The organism is Solwaraspora sp. WMMD1047, from assembly GCF_029626155.1.
Lineage (GTDB): Bacteria > Actinomycetota > Actinomycetes > Mycobacteriales > Micromonosporaceae > WMMD1047.
Window position 1 is genome coordinate 1,100,404 of record NZ_JARUBL010000001.1, and the last position, 14,613, is coordinate 1,115,016.

Here is a 14,613-nt window from a genome sequence, read left to right on the forward strand (position 1 = left end):
GAGGCGGTCGAACCGTTGATGATCTGAGCGCTACTGCTGCTAAAGGGCACCGGTAACAGCCGTAGCGCTCAGATCGTCAAGGACCACGGTTCGGGCGACCGGGTGGGGCGTGACGTCGGGGCTGTTGGCCTGGGTGCGTCCGGGTTCGCGGTAGTCGCGTCGGCTGGTCGTTGCATAGGTGGCGGGCTCGGCGGGCCGGCGTCAGTCTTCGCGTTGGCGGCGGCGTTCCTCGGCGTAGCGCTCGACGTCCTCGGCCAGCCAGATCCGGCCGCCCTTCAAGGTTGCCACCGGCTCGGGGAAGTCTCGGCGTGACGTGATCACGTCGGCCCACTGCCGCGAGATCCCCAGGTAATCGGCGACCTCTGCCGTGCCCATCAACCGCAGCTTGGCCATGGGCAGACATTCCCAGCAACAGCCTCTGGTAACTCCCGCCTGAAGTTCCCCCTTGTGGTCGACAAGGGTAGTTCCCTATGGTGAAGTCCTCCGTGTTCCAGAACCGCCCCCAACTGAGCGGCTCTGTGGTCGTACTCGCCGAGTGAGGCTGCGGTCGCAGGGCGGGTGGCCCGACCTCGCCTTCCCCTATCCGGGGTCGGGCCGCCCTTCCACCCCGTTTCGACCCGTGATCCGTTGCACGTTCCGTGACCTCGAAGGGTGGTCTCTACCGTGCGCAGACTGCTTGACCTGCTGATACCCGGCCGCGCTTGGCGGCGTACCCGAAAGATTTCCGCTCTTGGTGGGCGGGCCCGGCCGCCGGAACGACCCGCCGGCACTGCCACGGTGCGGCGGATGCCGAACGCGGGTGGCCACTACCGGTATGACCGGCCGGTGATCAGTCCGGGGCAGGTGCGGGATCGGCGGTTCCCGGATCGGACCCCGAGGGAGCCGGCGCGTCGGGGGACTTTTGGGGCTCTGGCTCGGTCGGTCCGTCGCGGCTACCTGGCACGTTGCCGGCGGGCCAGGTCAGAGCATCGACATGTGGACATGGTCGGTGTGGTCGCTGGCGCCGCTGTACGAACTCCAGCCGTTGCTGGGCAGCCAGATCTGGCGATTCCAGATGACGTAGAGGATGCCGAGCCGGTCCGCGTTACGGACCAGGAACGCCGTGAGATTGTTGCCGTACGTGCGTTCGTCCTGGTTGCGGGCGGGGGTGAAGCCGCTGTTGCGGAGGGACCAGTCACAGGCGCGGCCCTTGGGGTGTTCGAACGGCCCGCCGGACCGGTGGCAGCCGACGAACCGGTTGAACCCGGCTCGTTTCACCTCTCGATAGGCGTGCAGCGTGCGCGGCGTGAGGCAGCCGGCGGTGGTGGGGTCGTCCTGGCTGCACGATTCGCTCGGCCATCCCCCGCTGCTCGTGCGGGGAGCGGGGCGGGCGACCGGTGAGGTGGCCGAGACGAACCCGCCGGTGAGTGAGCGTCCGCCGACCAGGGCGAGCGCCCGCTCCGCCTCCTTCTTCTGCGCGTTCATCACCGCGACCTGCTTGCGCTGGTCGCGGACCTCGGCGTCGATGGCTTCCTTGGCCCGGGCCGCCTCGTTGACCACCTGGGCGAGTTCGGCGACCCGCTTTCCGTTGATGATGTTGAGTTCGTCGAGGGTGGCCGCCCGGTCGAAGAACGAGTCGGGGGAGGCGCTGTTGAGCAGCATCGCGGCCGGGCCGATCCGGCCCGTCCGGTACGACTGGGCGGCGATCTGCTCGACCTGCGGGGTGAGTTCCGCCAGCCGGTTCTCCGCCCGTCGCAGGTCCAGGTTCAGGACCAGTTGCCGCTTGGTGGACTGGTCGAGCTTCGCCTTCGCGTCCAGGTAGGTCCGGCCGGCCTGTTCGAGTACGTCCCCGAGCAGGGGAGGCGGCCCGTCCTCGTTGGCGGTGGCGTCGCCGCTCGGCTGCGCCGCGGCGGTCGGGGCCCCCAACGGGGCCGCCAGCAGCGCGGCGGTGGCCAGGACTGCCAGGGTGGTGGTGAGCCACCTGTTCGACGGGGTGGTCATCGTTTCCTTTCCGAGTGCGGCTGACGGGGGGTAGGCGCGCCCGGGTGTTCCGCCGCCGGCCGCCTGATCGGGCCAGGTCGGCCCGCGATGCACAGGGTGGTGGGCGGCACGGGGGTACAGACGCGGTAGCGAACGAAAGTGAGTGACCGCTATGGGTCGGTGCAGCAGGTCACGTACGGAGCACGCACAGCTGCGACAGGTCCGGCGACGCCCGCCACCGGGTCAACCTGATCACGGACCGCACCTCGTCGGCGACGGCGGACGACCAGCCCGGACGTCCGCTTGTCAGCCGGCCGGCCGCGGCGCTCACCAGCAACACCAGACAGGCCCCGGCGGCCAGCCCCAGCCCGCACGGCGACTCGCCGTGCCCGGCGCCGTCACTGGTTTCGAGCCGTACTCCGGAACCTGCCGACGCGGTCGCCGGTGCCGCCAGGTCCGTTCCCGCTCGCACCCCGTCGACAACGTTCAGGCCCTGGCCGCCGACGCCGGCAATCACATGTTGCTGCGTTGGCGACGCCAGCAGTGGCGCCTGGACGCCGGACGCGCACTGCGCGCCATGTAGCAGGGCCACAGCGGTCAACGCGAGCACGGCGGTCATCCACGGCGGCAGCGCGGCACGGGCGCGCGATCTGCCGGTCCGGGTCATGTCGATCAGGCTACGACAGGACCCCACCCGCCGGCCCGACCCCCCGGGGGCACCCGTCACGCTGAGCTCGCGGAAATCACCGCAAGATCAGTCGTGGAGGACGTCTTCGATGGTGGTGGCGGTGATGGCGCGGCGGAGCCAGGTGTCGACGCGGGCCAGGTCGGTGCCGGCGAGGATCTGCTCCCGGTGCTCGGTGGTCACCGGGATGCCCCGCCCTTCGAGTACGGTCAGCACCGCACGGGCCTCACCGCGGGCTTCGCCGCGGGCTTCGTCTAGGTCTTCATGGCGGGCGGCGAGCTCTCGCAGCAGTTCGCTGCGGTATTCGTGGCCGACGGTGGTGGTCATGTACTCCTCCCAACGGATCCGGGCGGCGGTGGGCAGCCCGGCCTACAGAATTGCGGTGTTCGGGCGCAGTGATCGCAGTGCTTCCATCAGTGCGGGGAAGGTGGCGTCGACCTGGGCGTCGTGGCCGTGGCAGATGGCGGAGAGCACGGCCGGGGCGGGGTTGGCCCGGGCCTGTTCGGCGTCCAGGACGAGGGGCACGTCCGTGGGTGTGAAGATGAACGGCCGTAGCGTGAGGCTGAGTCCGTCGTAGGCGAAGTGGTCGCGGTAACGGCTGGCCGTGCGGGGGTCGGGGCAGTAGACCAGCAGGGCGGCGTCGACATTCAGTTCGGCTTCGAGTTGGGCGACGTACAGCTTCCAGGTGCGGCGTTTGCTGCGGTCCCAGCCGCGCTGGATCTCCAGTACGACCGACAGCAGGGGCCGGTCCTCGGGGTCGCAGAACAGCAGCATGCTGTCGGCGTGGTAGGTGCGTGGGACCAGTACCCGGACGTCGGTGGCGTGGGTGCGGGCGTGGTGGTAGTCGGGCACTTTCACCTGGAAGACGTTCGTCAGTAGCCAGGCCACCAGGCCGGGGTCCAGTTTGGCTATTCTTGGCGACCGTGCCCGAGGGACACACGATCCACCGGCTGGCGGCCCGGCACGCCGAGCTGTTCGCCGGGGACAAGGTGCTCGCCGACAGCCCGCAGGGCCGGTTCGCGGCGGGTGCCGCGCTGCTCTCCGGCGCGGTCCTGGCCGGCACCGAGGCGTACGGCAAGCACCTGCTGCACCACTACTCGGGCGGGCACATCCTGCACGTACACCTGGGGTTGTACGGGAAGTTCACCGACGGTGCCGGGGATCCGCCGCCGCCGGTGGGGCAGTTGCGGCTGCGGTTGACGAGCGACCGGCACTGGCTGGAGCTGCGCGGGCCGACCGCCTGTGAGCTGCTCAGCGAGCCGGAGGTGGCGGCCCTGCGGGCGCGGCTCGGCCCGGATCCGCTGCGCACGGACGCTGATCCGGCGCGGGCGTACGCCCGGATCAGCCGCAGCCCGACGGCGCTGGCCGCCCTGCTGCTGGACCAGTCGGTGGTGGCCGGGACCGGACTGATCTTCGTGACGGAGGCATTGTTCCGGGCCGGTCTGCCGCCGACGGCACCCGGCCGGTCGTTGACGCCGGCCGGCTGGGAGGCGCTCTGGGCCGATCTGCGGGAGCTGATGCGGGCGGCGCTTGTCACCGGCCGGATCGACACCGTGCACGACCGGCACCTGCCGGCGGCGATGGGTCGGCCGCCCAGGGTGGACCGGCACGGCGGGGAGGTGTACGTCTACCGCCGCGCGGGCCAGCCCTGCCATGTCTGCGCCGGCCCGGTCCGGACCGCCACGCTGGCCGGCCGGAACTCCTACTGGTGTCCGCACTGCCAACCAGCAGCTACCCAAAGTAGCTACACGACTACTTAGAGACAGTCTCCCCATAACTTGCCCGTTTTCTCCTCGTTCACCTTCTGAGAGGTGGCGCTGAAGGCTGCCCGGCCGACACGTCGGCGCGAGCTGAAACGAGGGGAACGTGCGAGCAACGCTAAGCAGACTGTCGATGGCTACAGCGGGGATGCTGGTCGTCGGCACCACCGTCCTGGGCCTGCCGGCGCCGGCCCTGGCCGCCCCCGGCGACGCCGCCGCCCGGGGACTGGTGGTCGACCTGTCGGCCGAGGTCCTCGGCCTGACCGTGATCAGTGCCGACGCCACGATCGGCAGCGCCACCGCGCCGGCCGGCGGCGGCACCGACACCTCCACTCTGATCACCATCGACCTGACCGGGGCCGTGGGAGTCACCGCCAGCGGAACGGTCGAGGAGGTCACCGCCACCCGGGGTGCGGTCGAGTCGTCGGCCCTGTCGAGCGTCTCCGGCCTGAACCTGTCGATCCTGGGCGTCGACGTGCTGGACGCCACGGCGGTCACCGCGACGGTGACCTGCCCGCTGGTCGGTGCGCAGACCGCCGATACCACCCTGACCGGCCTCGAACTGTTCGGCTCCGCGGTCACCCTGACCGCCAACGGGCCCGCCGTCACCGGCAGCGCGGCGGTCACCGTCGCGGGCCTGACCGACGCCAGCCTGGACGTCTCGCTCACCCGGGTCGAGACCACCACCGCCGACGGGGCCGCCGCGACCACCATCCTCGCGGCGGTCACTCTGACCGGCGAGGTGGCCGGGTCGCCCGTCACGATCCCGGTCGGCACCGTGATCGTGGCCGAGGCGACCTGCGAGCGCCCGCCGACGCCGGCCGCGCCCACGGCCGCCACCATCGTGCCGGACTCCGGCCCGCAGTCCGGCGGCCAGACCGTGACGATCACGGGTACGGACTTCGTCCCCGACAACACCACGGTGACCTTCGACGGCGTGCCGGCGACCGACGTCGTGGTGGACCCCGCCGGCACCTCGCTGACGGCGGTGACGCCGCCGGGCGCGATCGGTCCGGCGGAGGTGGTGGTGACCACGCCGGGCGGGTCGACGGACCCGCTGGGCTACGAGTACCTGGCCGACGGCAGCGCCGCGGTGGTGACGGGGATTTCGCCCCCGTCCGGGCCGACCTCGGGCGGCACCACGGTGACGATCACCGGCACCGGCTTCACCGGCGCGGTCGCGGTCGACTTCAACGGCCTGCCGAGCACCGACTTCACGATCAATCCGGCCGGTACGACGATCACGGTGGTGTCGCCACCGAACCCGGCCGGCCCGGCGACGGTCGACCTGATCTTCCCGGCCGGCACGGTCGACGCGGGAACCTTCACCTACGTCCCGCCGACGATCACGTCCATCGTGCCGGATGAGGGCCCGAGCACGGGCGGTACGACCGTCACGATCACCGGCACCGGCCTCACCGACGCGACCGGCGTCGACTTCGGCGGTGCCGCCGGCACCGGCCTGGTGGTGGACCCGTCGGGCACCTCGCTGACCGTGGTCACGCCGCCCGGATCGCCCGGTCCGGTGGACGTGACAGTGGAGATTCCCGGCGAGAACGCCGTCGCCGTCAACGGCTACACCTACCTGGCCGACCCGCCGACCGCCGACACCATCGCGCCGGACGCCGGGCCGCAGGCCGGCGGGCAGACGGTGACCATCACCGGAACCGGATTCGTGCCCGGCGCCACGACGGTGACCTTCGACGGCGAACCGGCGACGGACGTGGTGGTGGACCCGGCCGGCACCTCGCTCACGGCGGTGACGCCACCCGGTGCGGTCGGGCCGGCGTCGGTCGTGGTGACCACGCCCGGCGGTACGGCGGCGCCGCTGGACTACACGTACCGGGCGGCACCGGTGATCAACGCCATCGATCCGGACCAGGGCCCGACCGCGGGCGGCACGACGGTCGTCGTGATCGGCAGCGGCTTCGTCCCGGGCCAGACCGCCGTGATCATCTGTGGCCGGACCATCCCGGCCGATGAGGTCACCGTCGGCGACGGTGGCGCGGTGCTGACGTTCCGCACCCCGGCCTGCCAGGCGGGGGAGACGGCGGTGAGCGTCGCCACCCCGGGCGGGGTGTCCAACGACGTGGACTTCCGCTTCGTCGGCGGCAGCCTGCCGGTCACCGGCACCGACCTGGGACCGATCGTGACCGCCGGCTCGGGTCTGGTGCTGGTCGGCCTCCTCCTGCTGGTGCTGTCCCGCCGCCGACCCGGGCAGGAGGCAACCGGCTGACGACACGGCCCGGGGACCGAATGGTCCCCGGGCTCGGTCGTCCAGTGATCGTGGCGCACCCAGCCGTCGGACACCGCGGTGTGCCAACGGCTGGATGCGCCACGATGCCGCTAAGGGTGCTATCGGCGCTGGACGTCGTCGAGTGCGTCTATCAGGCGGGCCAGAGCGTTGGCCAGCCTCGTCCATGCGGAGCCGGTCGGACCGGCGTCGCGGCGCATCTCGATCATGATTGCGGTCACCGACCGGTCCCGGCCGTAGTGGCGCAGCGGCACGTAACAGCCGGCGAACGGCGTGTTCTCGGCGACCTCGCCGCAGCCGGCGAACGCCTGCCGGGCCGCCGCCAGCAACCAGGCCGGGGTGTGGACCGGGTCGGTGCCCAGACAGACCGGCGGCCGCCGGTCCCCGCCGATCTCGTACGGCAGCCGTCCGGCCGGATACGAATGCACGTCGATGACGGTCACCCGGCCGACCGCCGCCAACCGGGCGTCGACCAGGTCGGCCATCGCCCCGGCGTACGGATGGAACCAGCGGTCGAGCAGTTGATTCCTGACGGCGGTGTCGTCGGTGCGAAGTGGGGCGCCCAGGCTGGTCCGGGTGTAGACGGCGCCCATGCCGACCGCGTTCATCGGCTCCCGGTCGTCGGGGAACCGTTCCGGATCGACCACCAGCCGGGAGAGCAGGTTGCTGAACGTCCACGGGCGAATGCCCGCGGCGCCGGCCGCCCGACCGGCGACGACGTCGGTGCCGTGGTCGGTGACCCGGTCCAACTCGGCGTCGAGCGCGTCATCGGACAACAGCAGCCCCGAGCGGACCTCGGCCGGGATTCTGCGGGCGGCGTGCGGCAGGTGCAGGACCACCGGACTGGCCGGGTCACCGGGTGTGACCCGGAACCCGGCCAGCCCGCCCCGCGACTCCGTCGGGTCGGGGACCATCGCGGTCAGGGTTGTGCCCGCCGGATGGCCAGATAGCTCACCCCGGCCAGCGGGAGCACCAGCAGCGCCGGCCAGCCGAGCAGCAGCATCGCCGACGGCTGGTCGGCGAACCAGTTCCAGGTCGCCGTCCACCAGCCCTGCCAGGTGATCACCACGGCCGCGCCACCGAAGCCGAGCACCGAGGCGAGGGTGAGGGTGAACATGCCGTTGACCCCGAACCGCTTGTAGATCACCGTGATGAAGATGCCGAGGAAGCCGAGCAGCAGGAACGGCATCGCGTACGCGAGGATTCCCACCAGCGGGTTGTCGGTTAACAGCAGCGGCAGTCCGAAGAACTTCAGGTTGAGACCCCAGCCGTCGGTGGCCCGTTCCAGCAGCGCCAGCAGGTACAGCGCTACCGCGTAGACCAGCGACTGCGCCGTGAACTGGGTGACGTTGGCCAGGTAGAAGGTCCGGCGGGTCACCCCCAGCCCGATCACGAAGGGGAAGTCCTGCGCGATCGAGTTGATGCAGGCGACGAACATGACGACGTAGATGCTGAGCAGGCCGCCGGTGGTCGGCTCCACGTCCGGCTGCTCCTGCAGCGACCAGAAGAGCGCCAGGTTGATCAGGAAGCTGGTGGCCAGGATGCCCCAGGGCCAGCCGAGGTTGCTGGGCCAGTTGACGAACATGAGCCGGGCGACCGGAAGGACGCGGTTCATCGGGAGCTCTCCTTGACTGTCGGATCCGTGCCGGCCTGGTTGCCGACGTGCCCGTTGTGCGCGGTGGTCAGCCGCACGACGAGTTCCTGGAGGGAGGCGGCCTCGACGGTGAGGCCGAGCGACCGGGCGCGATCCCGGCCGGCCTGGCCGAAGGGGCCGCGTACGGTGGCCCTGGCGGTGCCGCCGAGCAGCACCCGGTGTAGCTCGGTGCCGGTGCCGGCGAAGTCGTCGACCGCGTCGACCGGGCCGGCGACGGTCAGGACCTGACCCCGCAGCGACTCCGCGTCCTCGTCGAGCAGGAGCCGGCCCCGATCGATCAGCAGGATGTGCTCGATCAGGTCGCTGACCTCGTCGATGAGGTGGGTGGAGAGCACGATGGTGCGGGGATGCTGGGTGTAGTCGGCGAGCAGGTGGTCGTAGAAGAGTTGCCGGGCGACCGCGTCCAGGCCGAGGTAGGGCTCGTCGAAGAAGGTCAGCGGCGCGCGGGAGGCGAGGCCGATGATGATGCCGAGCGTCGAGAGCATCCCCCGGGACAGCTTGCGGACGTTGCGCCGGGCCGGGAGCTGGAACTCGGCGAGCAGCGACCGGGCTAGCTCGTCGTCCCAGTTGGGGTAGATCAGCCCGGCGGCCCGCAGCGCGTGCTCGACCCGCAGGTTCTGCGGGTAGGTCTGGCTCTCCTTGATGAAGCAGGTCCGCGACAACACCCGCTCGTTCTCGTAGGGGTGTGCTCCGAAGACCGCGACCTCGCCGGAGCTGGCGAAGTTCTGGGCGGTGAGGATCTGCATGAGGGTGGTCTTGCCGGCGCCGTTGCGGCCGAGCAGGCCGTAGATGCGGTTCTCGGTCAGTGTGAAGCTCACCCGGTCCAGCGCGGTGACGCCCTTGTACCGCTTGGTGAGGTCGTTGACGGTCACGACCGTGCTCATCGGTGGTCCTCCCACTTGTCGATCATGGTCTTGAGTTCCGCCGGGTCGATGCCGAGCTTGCGGGCCTCGGTCAGCAGCGGCTGGACGTACTGCCGGGCGAACTCTTCGCGGCGGCGGCCGCGTAGTTTGACGCGGGCGCCGGGGGAGACGAACATCCCGATTCCTCTCTTCTTGTAGAGCGTCCCGTCATCGACAAGTTGATTCACGCCCTTGGCGGCGGTGGCCGGGTTGATCCGGTGGAAGGCGGCCAGTTCGTTCGTCGACGGGACCTGGCCGTCCTCCGGCAGCGTCCCGTCGAGGATCGAGTTCTCCAGCAGCTCGGCGATCTGCAGGAAGATCGGTCGCCCGTCGTCCATCACGACCGGTCCCGATCTGGGCGGCCCCGCCCCGGGCGGTTCCGGTCCGGGTCGGCTGCCGAGCCACCCACCCGGCCGGCCGCCCCCCGATCCGTGCGGCCGACCTGGTTGGCTGGTTCATTAGTCATGTAGGTAACCATGCAGGCAATGGAGTGGTCGTGTCAAGCGCGCGGCAAGATTGGGTGCCCGCGCCGGGCAACCATTCCGGCGGGACGGCCGTCTAGGTGGGCGGAACCCCCAGGAGGTCTTGCGGATGCGGCACGGCTCGGAACCGGAGCACGGCGACCCGGACGGCGGATACGTCGAGTACGTGACGGCGCGGCTGCCCCGGCTGCGGCGGCTGGCGTACTCGCTCTGCGGTGACGCCGACCAGGCCGACGACCTGGTGCAGGAGGCGATCACCAAGCTCTACCTGCACTGGTCCCGGGTGCCCCGGATCGCCCACCTGGACGCGTACGTGCGGGCCATCGTGGTGCGCACCTTCCTCGACGCGCAGCGCAAGGGCTGGTGGCGGGTGCTGCTGCCGGGAACGCTGCCGGACGTACCGCAGCCGCTGGACCCGTCGGCGGACGACCGCGACCTGCTGCGGGCCGCCCTGGCCAAGCTGCCGCCCCGGCAGCGCGCCGTACTGGTGCTGCGGTTCCTGCACGACCTGCCGGTGAACGAGTGCGCCGAGATTCTCGGCTGCACCGCCGGGACGGTGAAGAGTCAGACCTCGCACGGGCTGACCGCACTCCGGAAGATCCTCGGCGACCGCGAGTTCGCCGACATCGGGGGGCAACGATGACCGGACGGACGCGGCACGGGCCGAAGCGGGCGGCGGCGGTCAGGTCGGCGGGGGCATCGAAGAGGGCGGACGCAGCGAAGCGGGCGGGACACGCAGCGAAGGGAGTGGCGCGGTGAGCGGCGGCGGCGAACAGTGGGACGGGCGCGACGGGTCGACCGACCCGCAGCCGCCCGGTGACGACTACGCGATCACGCTGTTGCGAAGGCTCGACGACGAGCCGGGCGGTCCGAGCCGGGTCGATCTGGGCCGGGCGATGGCGGAGGGGAAGCGCCGGCGGCGGGTGCGGCGGGTGGCCGGTGCCGGCGGGGCCGCCGCGCTCACCGTCGCCATGCTCGCGGCCGTCCCGGTCGTCATGCAGACCGCCGGGGAGCCGGCGCCGACCACCGCGCTTGAGGCGGCGTCAGCCCCGGCACCGACCGGATCACCTGGCGCGACACCGGACGCCGCGGCGACGCCGGAGGCCGGTCCGGCCGACGCTGACCCGGTCAGAGCGCCGAAAAGGTGCCGGGCGCAGCCGCTGCCGATCCCCGACGACGTGCCGATGAGCCTGGTCACCGGGATGGATCCGACCGGTCAGATCGTGCTCGGCCGGTCGTACCCGGACCGGGCCGAGGGCAGCTATCCGGTCCTGCTCTGGGCATCGGGCCGGCCGAGGGTGGTCGACCTGCCCGGCAGCGACCAGAGCCTGGTCGATGCCACCTCGAAGGGGGTCGCCGTCGGGTCCAGTTGGGGCGACGACGGACCGCGGCCGTTCGTCGTGCTGGACGGCGAGGCAGCCCAGCTCCCCGGCGTACGCAACGGGGAGGCGGTCGCCATCAACGAGTCCGGCCAGATCGTCGGCACCCGCGACGGCACCCAGCCGGTGCTGTGGCCGTCCGGATCGGAGCAACCGGTGGACCTGCCGCTGCCGGAGAGCCACCCGCGCGGCGCGGCCGTCGACATCGACGAGGACGGCACGGTGATCGGCACCGTCATCGACCGCGACGGCAGCGGGCAGGAACGGGCGCACCTGTGGGCGCCGGACGGGACCAGCCAGCTGCTGCCGTTGCCGACGTTCAAGGGGCAGCGGGCCTACTCGTTCCGTCCGCAGTCGATCCGCAACGGCTGGGTGACGGGGCTGGCCGGGTTGGAGGCCGACCAGACGGAGGGGCTCACCATCCCGGTCCGCCTCCACCTGGCCAGCGGTCGGTTCGTCGACTTCCCGGACCTGACGCTGTGGCCGCAGGCGGGCAACGCGCAGGGCTGGGTGGTCGGCTCCGCCGACGGACTGGCCGGTCTGCTCACCGACGACGGGTTGTTGCCGCTGCCCGTCTTCGCCAAGCCGCAGAGCCCGACCAGCAACCTTGCGGTGGTGGTCAGCGACGACGGCCGGACGATCGGCGGGCAGGGCGACGACGCCGACGGCAACCCGCAGGCCCTGCTCTGGCGCTGCGAGTGAGTCAGCAGTCCATGCTGCGGAGCTTGTCGGCCGCCCGCCGGGCGGCGATCAGCACCGGGTCCCAGACCGGCGAGTACGGCGGTGCGTAGCCGAGGTCCAGGCCGGCCATCTCCTCGACGGTCATCTGGTTCCAGAGCGCGACCGCCAGCGCGTCGATCCGCTTCGCGGCGTCCGACCGGCCGACGATCTGCGCGCCGAGGAGCGTTCCGGTGTGTCGTTCGGCGATCAGCTTCACGTGCATCGATTCCGAGCCGGGGAAGTAGCCGGCCCGGTTGGTGGACTCCACGATCACCGTGATGAAGTCGTACCCGACCGCCGCCGCCTCGGGTTCGAGCGCGCCGGTGCGGCCCACCTCCAGGTCGCAGACCTTGGTGACAGCGGTCCCGATGACGCCGGGGAAGCGGGCGTATCCACCGCCGATGTTGATACCGGCGACCCGGCCCTGCTTGTTGGCGTGGGTGCCCAACGGCACGTTCACCGGCCGCCCGGTCACCCGGTGGATGGTCTCGACGCAGTCGCCCGCCGCCCAGATCCGGTCGGTGCCGACCACCTTGGCCCGCAGGTCGATCTGGATGCCGCCGGTCGGCCCGATCGGCAGGCCGGCGGCGGCGGCCAGCGCGGTGTTCGGCCGGACCCCGAGGCCGAGCACCACCACGTCGGCGGGGAACTCGCCGATGGAGGTGCCGACCGCCCGGACCCGGCCGTCGCGGGTCAGCAGCTCGCCGACCTCGACCCCGGTCCGGACGTCGATGCCGAGCCGGACCATCGCGTCACGGACCATCGCCCCCATGTCGGGGTCGACTGTGGACATCGGCTCGCTGCCCTGCTCGATCAGGGTGACCGCCAGACCGCGCTGGATCATCGCCTCGGCCATCTCGACGCCGATGTAGCCGCCGCCGATCACCACCGCCTGCCGGGGCGCCGGGTCGCGGTCCAGCCAGGCCCGCAGCGCCGCCCCGTCGTCGAGGGTCTGTACCCCGAACACCCCGCCCGCGTCCGTGCGCGCCCAGTCCGGTCGGACCGGTACCGCGCCGGCGGCGTACACCAGGATGTCGAAGCGTTCGCGGCGCTCGCGCCCGCCGTCGGAGAGGTCCCGCACGACCACCTCACGCCGGTCCAGGTCCAGGCCGGTGACCTCGTGGTGCAGGTGTACGCCGATCCGGAAGTCGTCGCGGAAGGTCGCCGGCTTCCGCACGATCAGCTCGTCCACCTCGTCGACCAGTCCGCCGATCCAGTACGGGATGCCGCAGGCGGAGTACGAGGTGAAGTTGCCCCGTTCGAAGGCGACGATCTCCAGATCGTCCGGTGACCGGCGGCGGCGCGCCTCGGAGGCGGCCGACATGCCGCCGGCGTCCGCGCCGATCACCACCATCCGCTCAGGCACCGGGGTCCCCCTCGCCCCGGGTCTGCCGGGCCAGCTCGTCGAGTACGTCGGCGAACTCGCCCCGGCGGGCGTACGCCGCCCGCTGCCGGGCCGCGCCGGTACCCCGTTCGCGGAGCTTGGCCAGCAGGGCCGAGACGGTGGCCAGGTCGCCGTGCCGGGTCAGTTCGGGCCGGACCCGGTCGACGAGCCGTTCCATCAGCTGCCAGGCCGGGACCGTGCCGCCGTTGAACGGGTCGACCGCGATCCCCTCCAGCCCGTCCTTGGCGGCCCGCCAGTGCGCCGCGGTCAGGAGGTGGTGCGCCACGTCGGTGGCCGGTCGACCGGCGTGGATGTCGGTGAGCGCCGTGGCGACCAGGGACCGGACCAACGCCGCGACCAGGATGCTGTCGTCCAGGCTCGGGCAGACGTCGCCGACCCGGAACTCGGCGGTCGGATAGCGGGCCGACAGCCGTGAGTACCAGTAGAGCATCCCCTCGTCGAGCATCATGCCGCTGCTGATCAACTCGTCGATCAGCAGCTCGTAGTGGGCGTGCGAACGCAGCCAGGGAGTGGGCGCCACGGACGGCCAGCGTTCCCAGCTGACCGCCCGCCAGCTCGCGTACCCGGTGTCGGCGCCCTCGTAGAACGGCGAGTTGACCGTCGCCGCCTGCAGGATCGGCAGCCACGGCCGCAGGTGGTTGAGCACCTGCACGCCGATCTCCGGGTCGGGGACCCCGACGTGGATGTGCATGCCGTTGTTGCCCGGGCCGGGCACGAGAAGGCCGAACCGGTCGATCATGCGGTGGTACCGGGGCTTGTCGACCACCGGTGGCATCGGCCCGTCCAGCGGTCCGGTGCCGACAGCGAGGAGCCGCACGCCGGCGGCCTCGGCGGCGTCGGCGAGGCCGCGGCGGAGCAGCCCGAGCGAGTGTCGCAGGGAGGCCAGTTCCAGGCCGGGCGGGCTGCCGATCTCGACCTGGCTGGTCTGGAACTCGTACTGGACCTGGCCGCGCAGCTCCGGTGAGACCTGTTCGAGGACGGCCTCGACGGCCGGGGCGGCCACTCCGGTCGCGCCGTCGACGAGCAGAAACTCCTCTTCGATGCCGACGGTGAGCAGATCGGCGCTCGCGTCCGCCCCGGGCTGCCTCGCCGCGACCACCTGACCGGCCATCGCCACCACCACCGTCCGTTGTCAGCCAGGGGCCGCGCAGCGCGGCGGCCGTCCGGTGACCTGATTACCCCCTGTGGCGGCGACCGGAAACGCGGCCCGCGCGTCGCCACGCCGGACCCGGGCGCAGTTTCGACTCTAGGTGGTGCGGTGCCGGTCGGGCGGGGGCATCGACAGATGTTGACAGAAGCCAGGTGGGGACGTACAACTCGTGAGAGAGCGCTCTCACGTCCCCGTCCCGCCCCGCTGAGAGGCACCCCCATGAGACCTCGTCCACCCGTCTCCCCGGGCGCCGGCATCCTGAC

Annotated in this window: 15 protein-coding genes; 4 read left to right on the forward strand and 11 right to left on the reverse strand. The window is 71.7% G+C overall.

The features are described from left to right. Nucleotides 1-201 precede the first annotated feature (201 nt). From O7627_RS05140 to O7627_RS05160, 5 genes are all read right to left on the reverse strand, one after another. Nucleotides 202-393, reverse strand: a complete 192-nt coding sequence (locus tag O7627_RS05140; protein ID WP_278092342.1) for a helix-turn-helix domain-containing protein — start codon at nt 391-393, stop codon at nt 202-204. A 567-nt stretch (nt 394-960) separates the two neighbouring features. Next, nucleotides 961-1,980 carry a hypothetical protein gene (locus O7627_RS05145; RefSeq protein WP_278092343.1) on the reverse strand — a complete coding sequence of 340 codons (1,020 nt, stop codon included), beginning with the start codon at nt 1,978-1,980 and terminating at the stop codon, nt 961-963. 169 nt (nt 1,981-2,149) lie between these two features. Next, on the reverse strand, nt 2,150-2,626 hold the full coding sequence (locus tag O7627_RS05150; RefSeq protein WP_278092344.1) for a hypothetical protein: 477 nt from the start codon (nt 2,624-2,626) through the stop codon (nt 2,150-2,152). Nucleotides 2,627-2,713: 87 nt separating this feature from the next. Beyond that, nucleotides 2,714-2,971, reverse strand: coding sequence for a hypothetical protein (locus tag O7627_RS05155; RefSeq protein ID WP_278092345.1), 258 nt, complete (start codon nt 2,969-2,971; stop codon nt 2,714-2,716). Nucleotides 2,972-3,013: 42 nt separating this feature from the next. After that, entirely contained in the window at nt 3,014-3,532 is a 519-nt protein-coding gene (locus O7627_RS05160) for a hypothetical protein (RefSeq protein WP_278092346.1), read from the reverse strand. Nucleotides 3,533-3,567: 35 nt separating this feature from the next. Between O7627_RS05160 and O7627_RS05165 the strand changes: the two genes are divergently transcribed. After that, nucleotides 3,568-4,404: a DNA-formamidopyrimidine glycosylase family protein gene (locus tag O7627_RS05165; RefSeq protein ID WP_278092347.1), complete on the forward strand. Its 837-nt coding sequence runs from the start codon at nt 3,568-3,570 to the stop codon at nt 4,402-4,404. Between the two features lie 133 nt (nt 4,405-4,537). After that, complete coding sequence (locus O7627_RS05170; protein WP_278092348.1) at nt 4,538-6,640, forward strand: IPT/TIG domain-containing protein; 2,103 nt, start codon at nt 4,538-4,540, stop codon at nt 6,638-6,640. 119 nt (nt 6,641-6,759) lie between these two features. Here O7627_RS05170 and O7627_RS05175 read toward each other — a convergent pair whose 3' ends face one another. The 4 genes from O7627_RS05175 to O7627_RS05190 are packed head-to-tail and all read right to left on the reverse strand — an operon-like array spanning nt 6,760 to nt 9,552. Then, on the reverse strand, nt 6,760-7,572 hold the full coding sequence (locus tag O7627_RS05175; RefSeq protein ID WP_278092349.1) for an N-formylglutamate amidohydrolase: 813 nt from the start codon (nt 7,570-7,572) through the stop codon (nt 6,760-6,762). Nucleotides 7,573-7,577: 5 nt separating this feature from the next. Next, nucleotides 7,578-8,273, reverse strand: coding sequence for an ABC transporter permease (locus tag O7627_RS05180; protein WP_278092350.1), 696 nt, complete (start codon nt 8,271-8,273; stop codon nt 7,578-7,580). After that, nucleotides 8,270-9,196 carry an ABC transporter ATP-binding protein gene (locus O7627_RS05185; protein WP_278092351.1) on the reverse strand — a complete coding sequence of 309 codons (927 nt, stop codon included), beginning with the start codon at nt 9,194-9,196 and terminating at the stop codon, nt 8,270-8,272. The genes O7627_RS05180 and O7627_RS05185 overlap by 4 nt, the downstream gene beginning before the upstream one ends. Further along, the gene (locus O7627_RS05190; RefSeq protein ID WP_278092352.1) at nt 9,193-9,552 is read right to left on the reverse strand and encodes a GntR family transcriptional regulator; all 360 of its coding nucleotides are present in this window, start codon (nt 9,550-9,552) and stop codon (nt 9,193-9,195) included. Before O7627_RS05190 ends, O7627_RS05185 begins: the two co-directional genes overlap by 4 nt. Before the next feature lie 253 nt (nt 9,553-9,805). Here O7627_RS05190 and O7627_RS05195 point away from each other — a divergent pair, with 253 nt between their 5' ends. Further along, entirely contained in the window at nt 9,806-10,339 is a 534-nt protein-coding gene (locus O7627_RS05195) for a SigE family RNA polymerase sigma factor (protein WP_278092353.1), read from the forward strand. Between the two features lie 112 nt (nt 10,340-10,451). Beyond that, nucleotides 10,452-11,777, forward strand: coding sequence for a hypothetical protein (locus O7627_RS05200; RefSeq protein ID WP_278092354.1), 1,326 nt, complete (start codon nt 10,452-10,454; stop codon nt 11,775-11,777). A gap of 1 nt (nt 11,778) precedes the next feature. Here O7627_RS05200 and O7627_RS05205 read toward each other — a convergent pair whose 3' ends face one another. Then, nucleotides 11,779-13,161: an FAD-dependent oxidoreductase gene (locus tag O7627_RS05205; protein ID WP_278092355.1), complete on the reverse strand. Its 1,383-nt coding sequence runs from the start codon at nt 13,159-13,161 to the stop codon at nt 11,779-11,781. Then, nucleotides 13,154-14,311: a glutamate--cysteine ligase gene (locus O7627_RS05210; protein ID WP_278092356.1), complete on the reverse strand. Its 1,158-nt coding sequence runs from the start codon at nt 14,309-14,311 to the stop codon at nt 13,154-13,156. The genes O7627_RS05205 and O7627_RS05210 overlap by 8 nt, the downstream gene beginning before the upstream one ends. Nucleotides 14,312-14,613: the final 302 nt, after the last annotated feature.

Excerpts from the sequence above, each read along its gene's own strand:
- O7627_RS05175 (WP_278092349.1), bottom strand. The coding sequence starts at position 7,572 with ATGGTCCCCGACCCGACGGAGTCGCGGGGCGGGCTGGCCGGGTTCCGG.
- O7627_RS05195 (WP_278092353.1), top strand. The coding sequence starts at position 9,806 with ATGCGGCACGGCTCGGAACCGGAGCACGGCGACCCGGACGGCGGATAC.
- O7627_RS05150 (WP_278092344.1), bottom strand. The coding sequence starts at position 2,626 with ATGACCCGGACCGGCAGATCGCGCGCCCGTGCCGCGCTGCCGCCGTGG.
- O7627_RS05145 (WP_278092343.1), bottom strand. The coding sequence starts at position 1,980 with ATGACCACCCCGTCGAACAGGTGGCTCACCACCACCCTGGCAGTCCTG.
- O7627_RS05155 (WP_278092345.1), bottom strand. The coding sequence starts at position 2,971 with ATGACCACCACCGTCGGCCACGAATACCGCAGCGAACTGCTGCGAGAG.
- O7627_RS05180 (WP_278092350.1), bottom strand. The coding sequence starts at position 8,273 with ATGAACCGCGTCCTTCCGGTCGCCCGGCTCATGTTCGTCAACTGGCCC.
- O7627_RS05170 (WP_278092348.1), top strand. The coding sequence starts at position 4,538 with ATGGCTACAGCGGGGATGCTGGTCGTCGGCACCACCGTCCTGGGCCTG.
- O7627_RS05210 (WP_278092356.1), bottom strand. The coding sequence starts at position 14,311 with ATGGCCGGTCAGGTGGTCGCGGCGAGGCAGCCCGGGGCGGACGCGAGC.
- O7627_RS05190 (WP_278092352.1), bottom strand. The coding sequence starts at position 9,552 with ATGGACGACGGGCGACCGATCTTCCTGCAGATCGCCGAGCTGCTGGAG.
- O7627_RS05140 (WP_278092342.1), bottom strand. The coding sequence starts at position 393 with ATGGCCAAGCTGCGGTTGATGGGCACGGCAGAGGTCGCCGATTACCTG.
- O7627_RS05185 (WP_278092351.1), bottom strand. The coding sequence starts at position 9,196 with ATGAGCACGGTCGTGACCGTCAACGACCTCACCAAGCGGTACAAGGGC.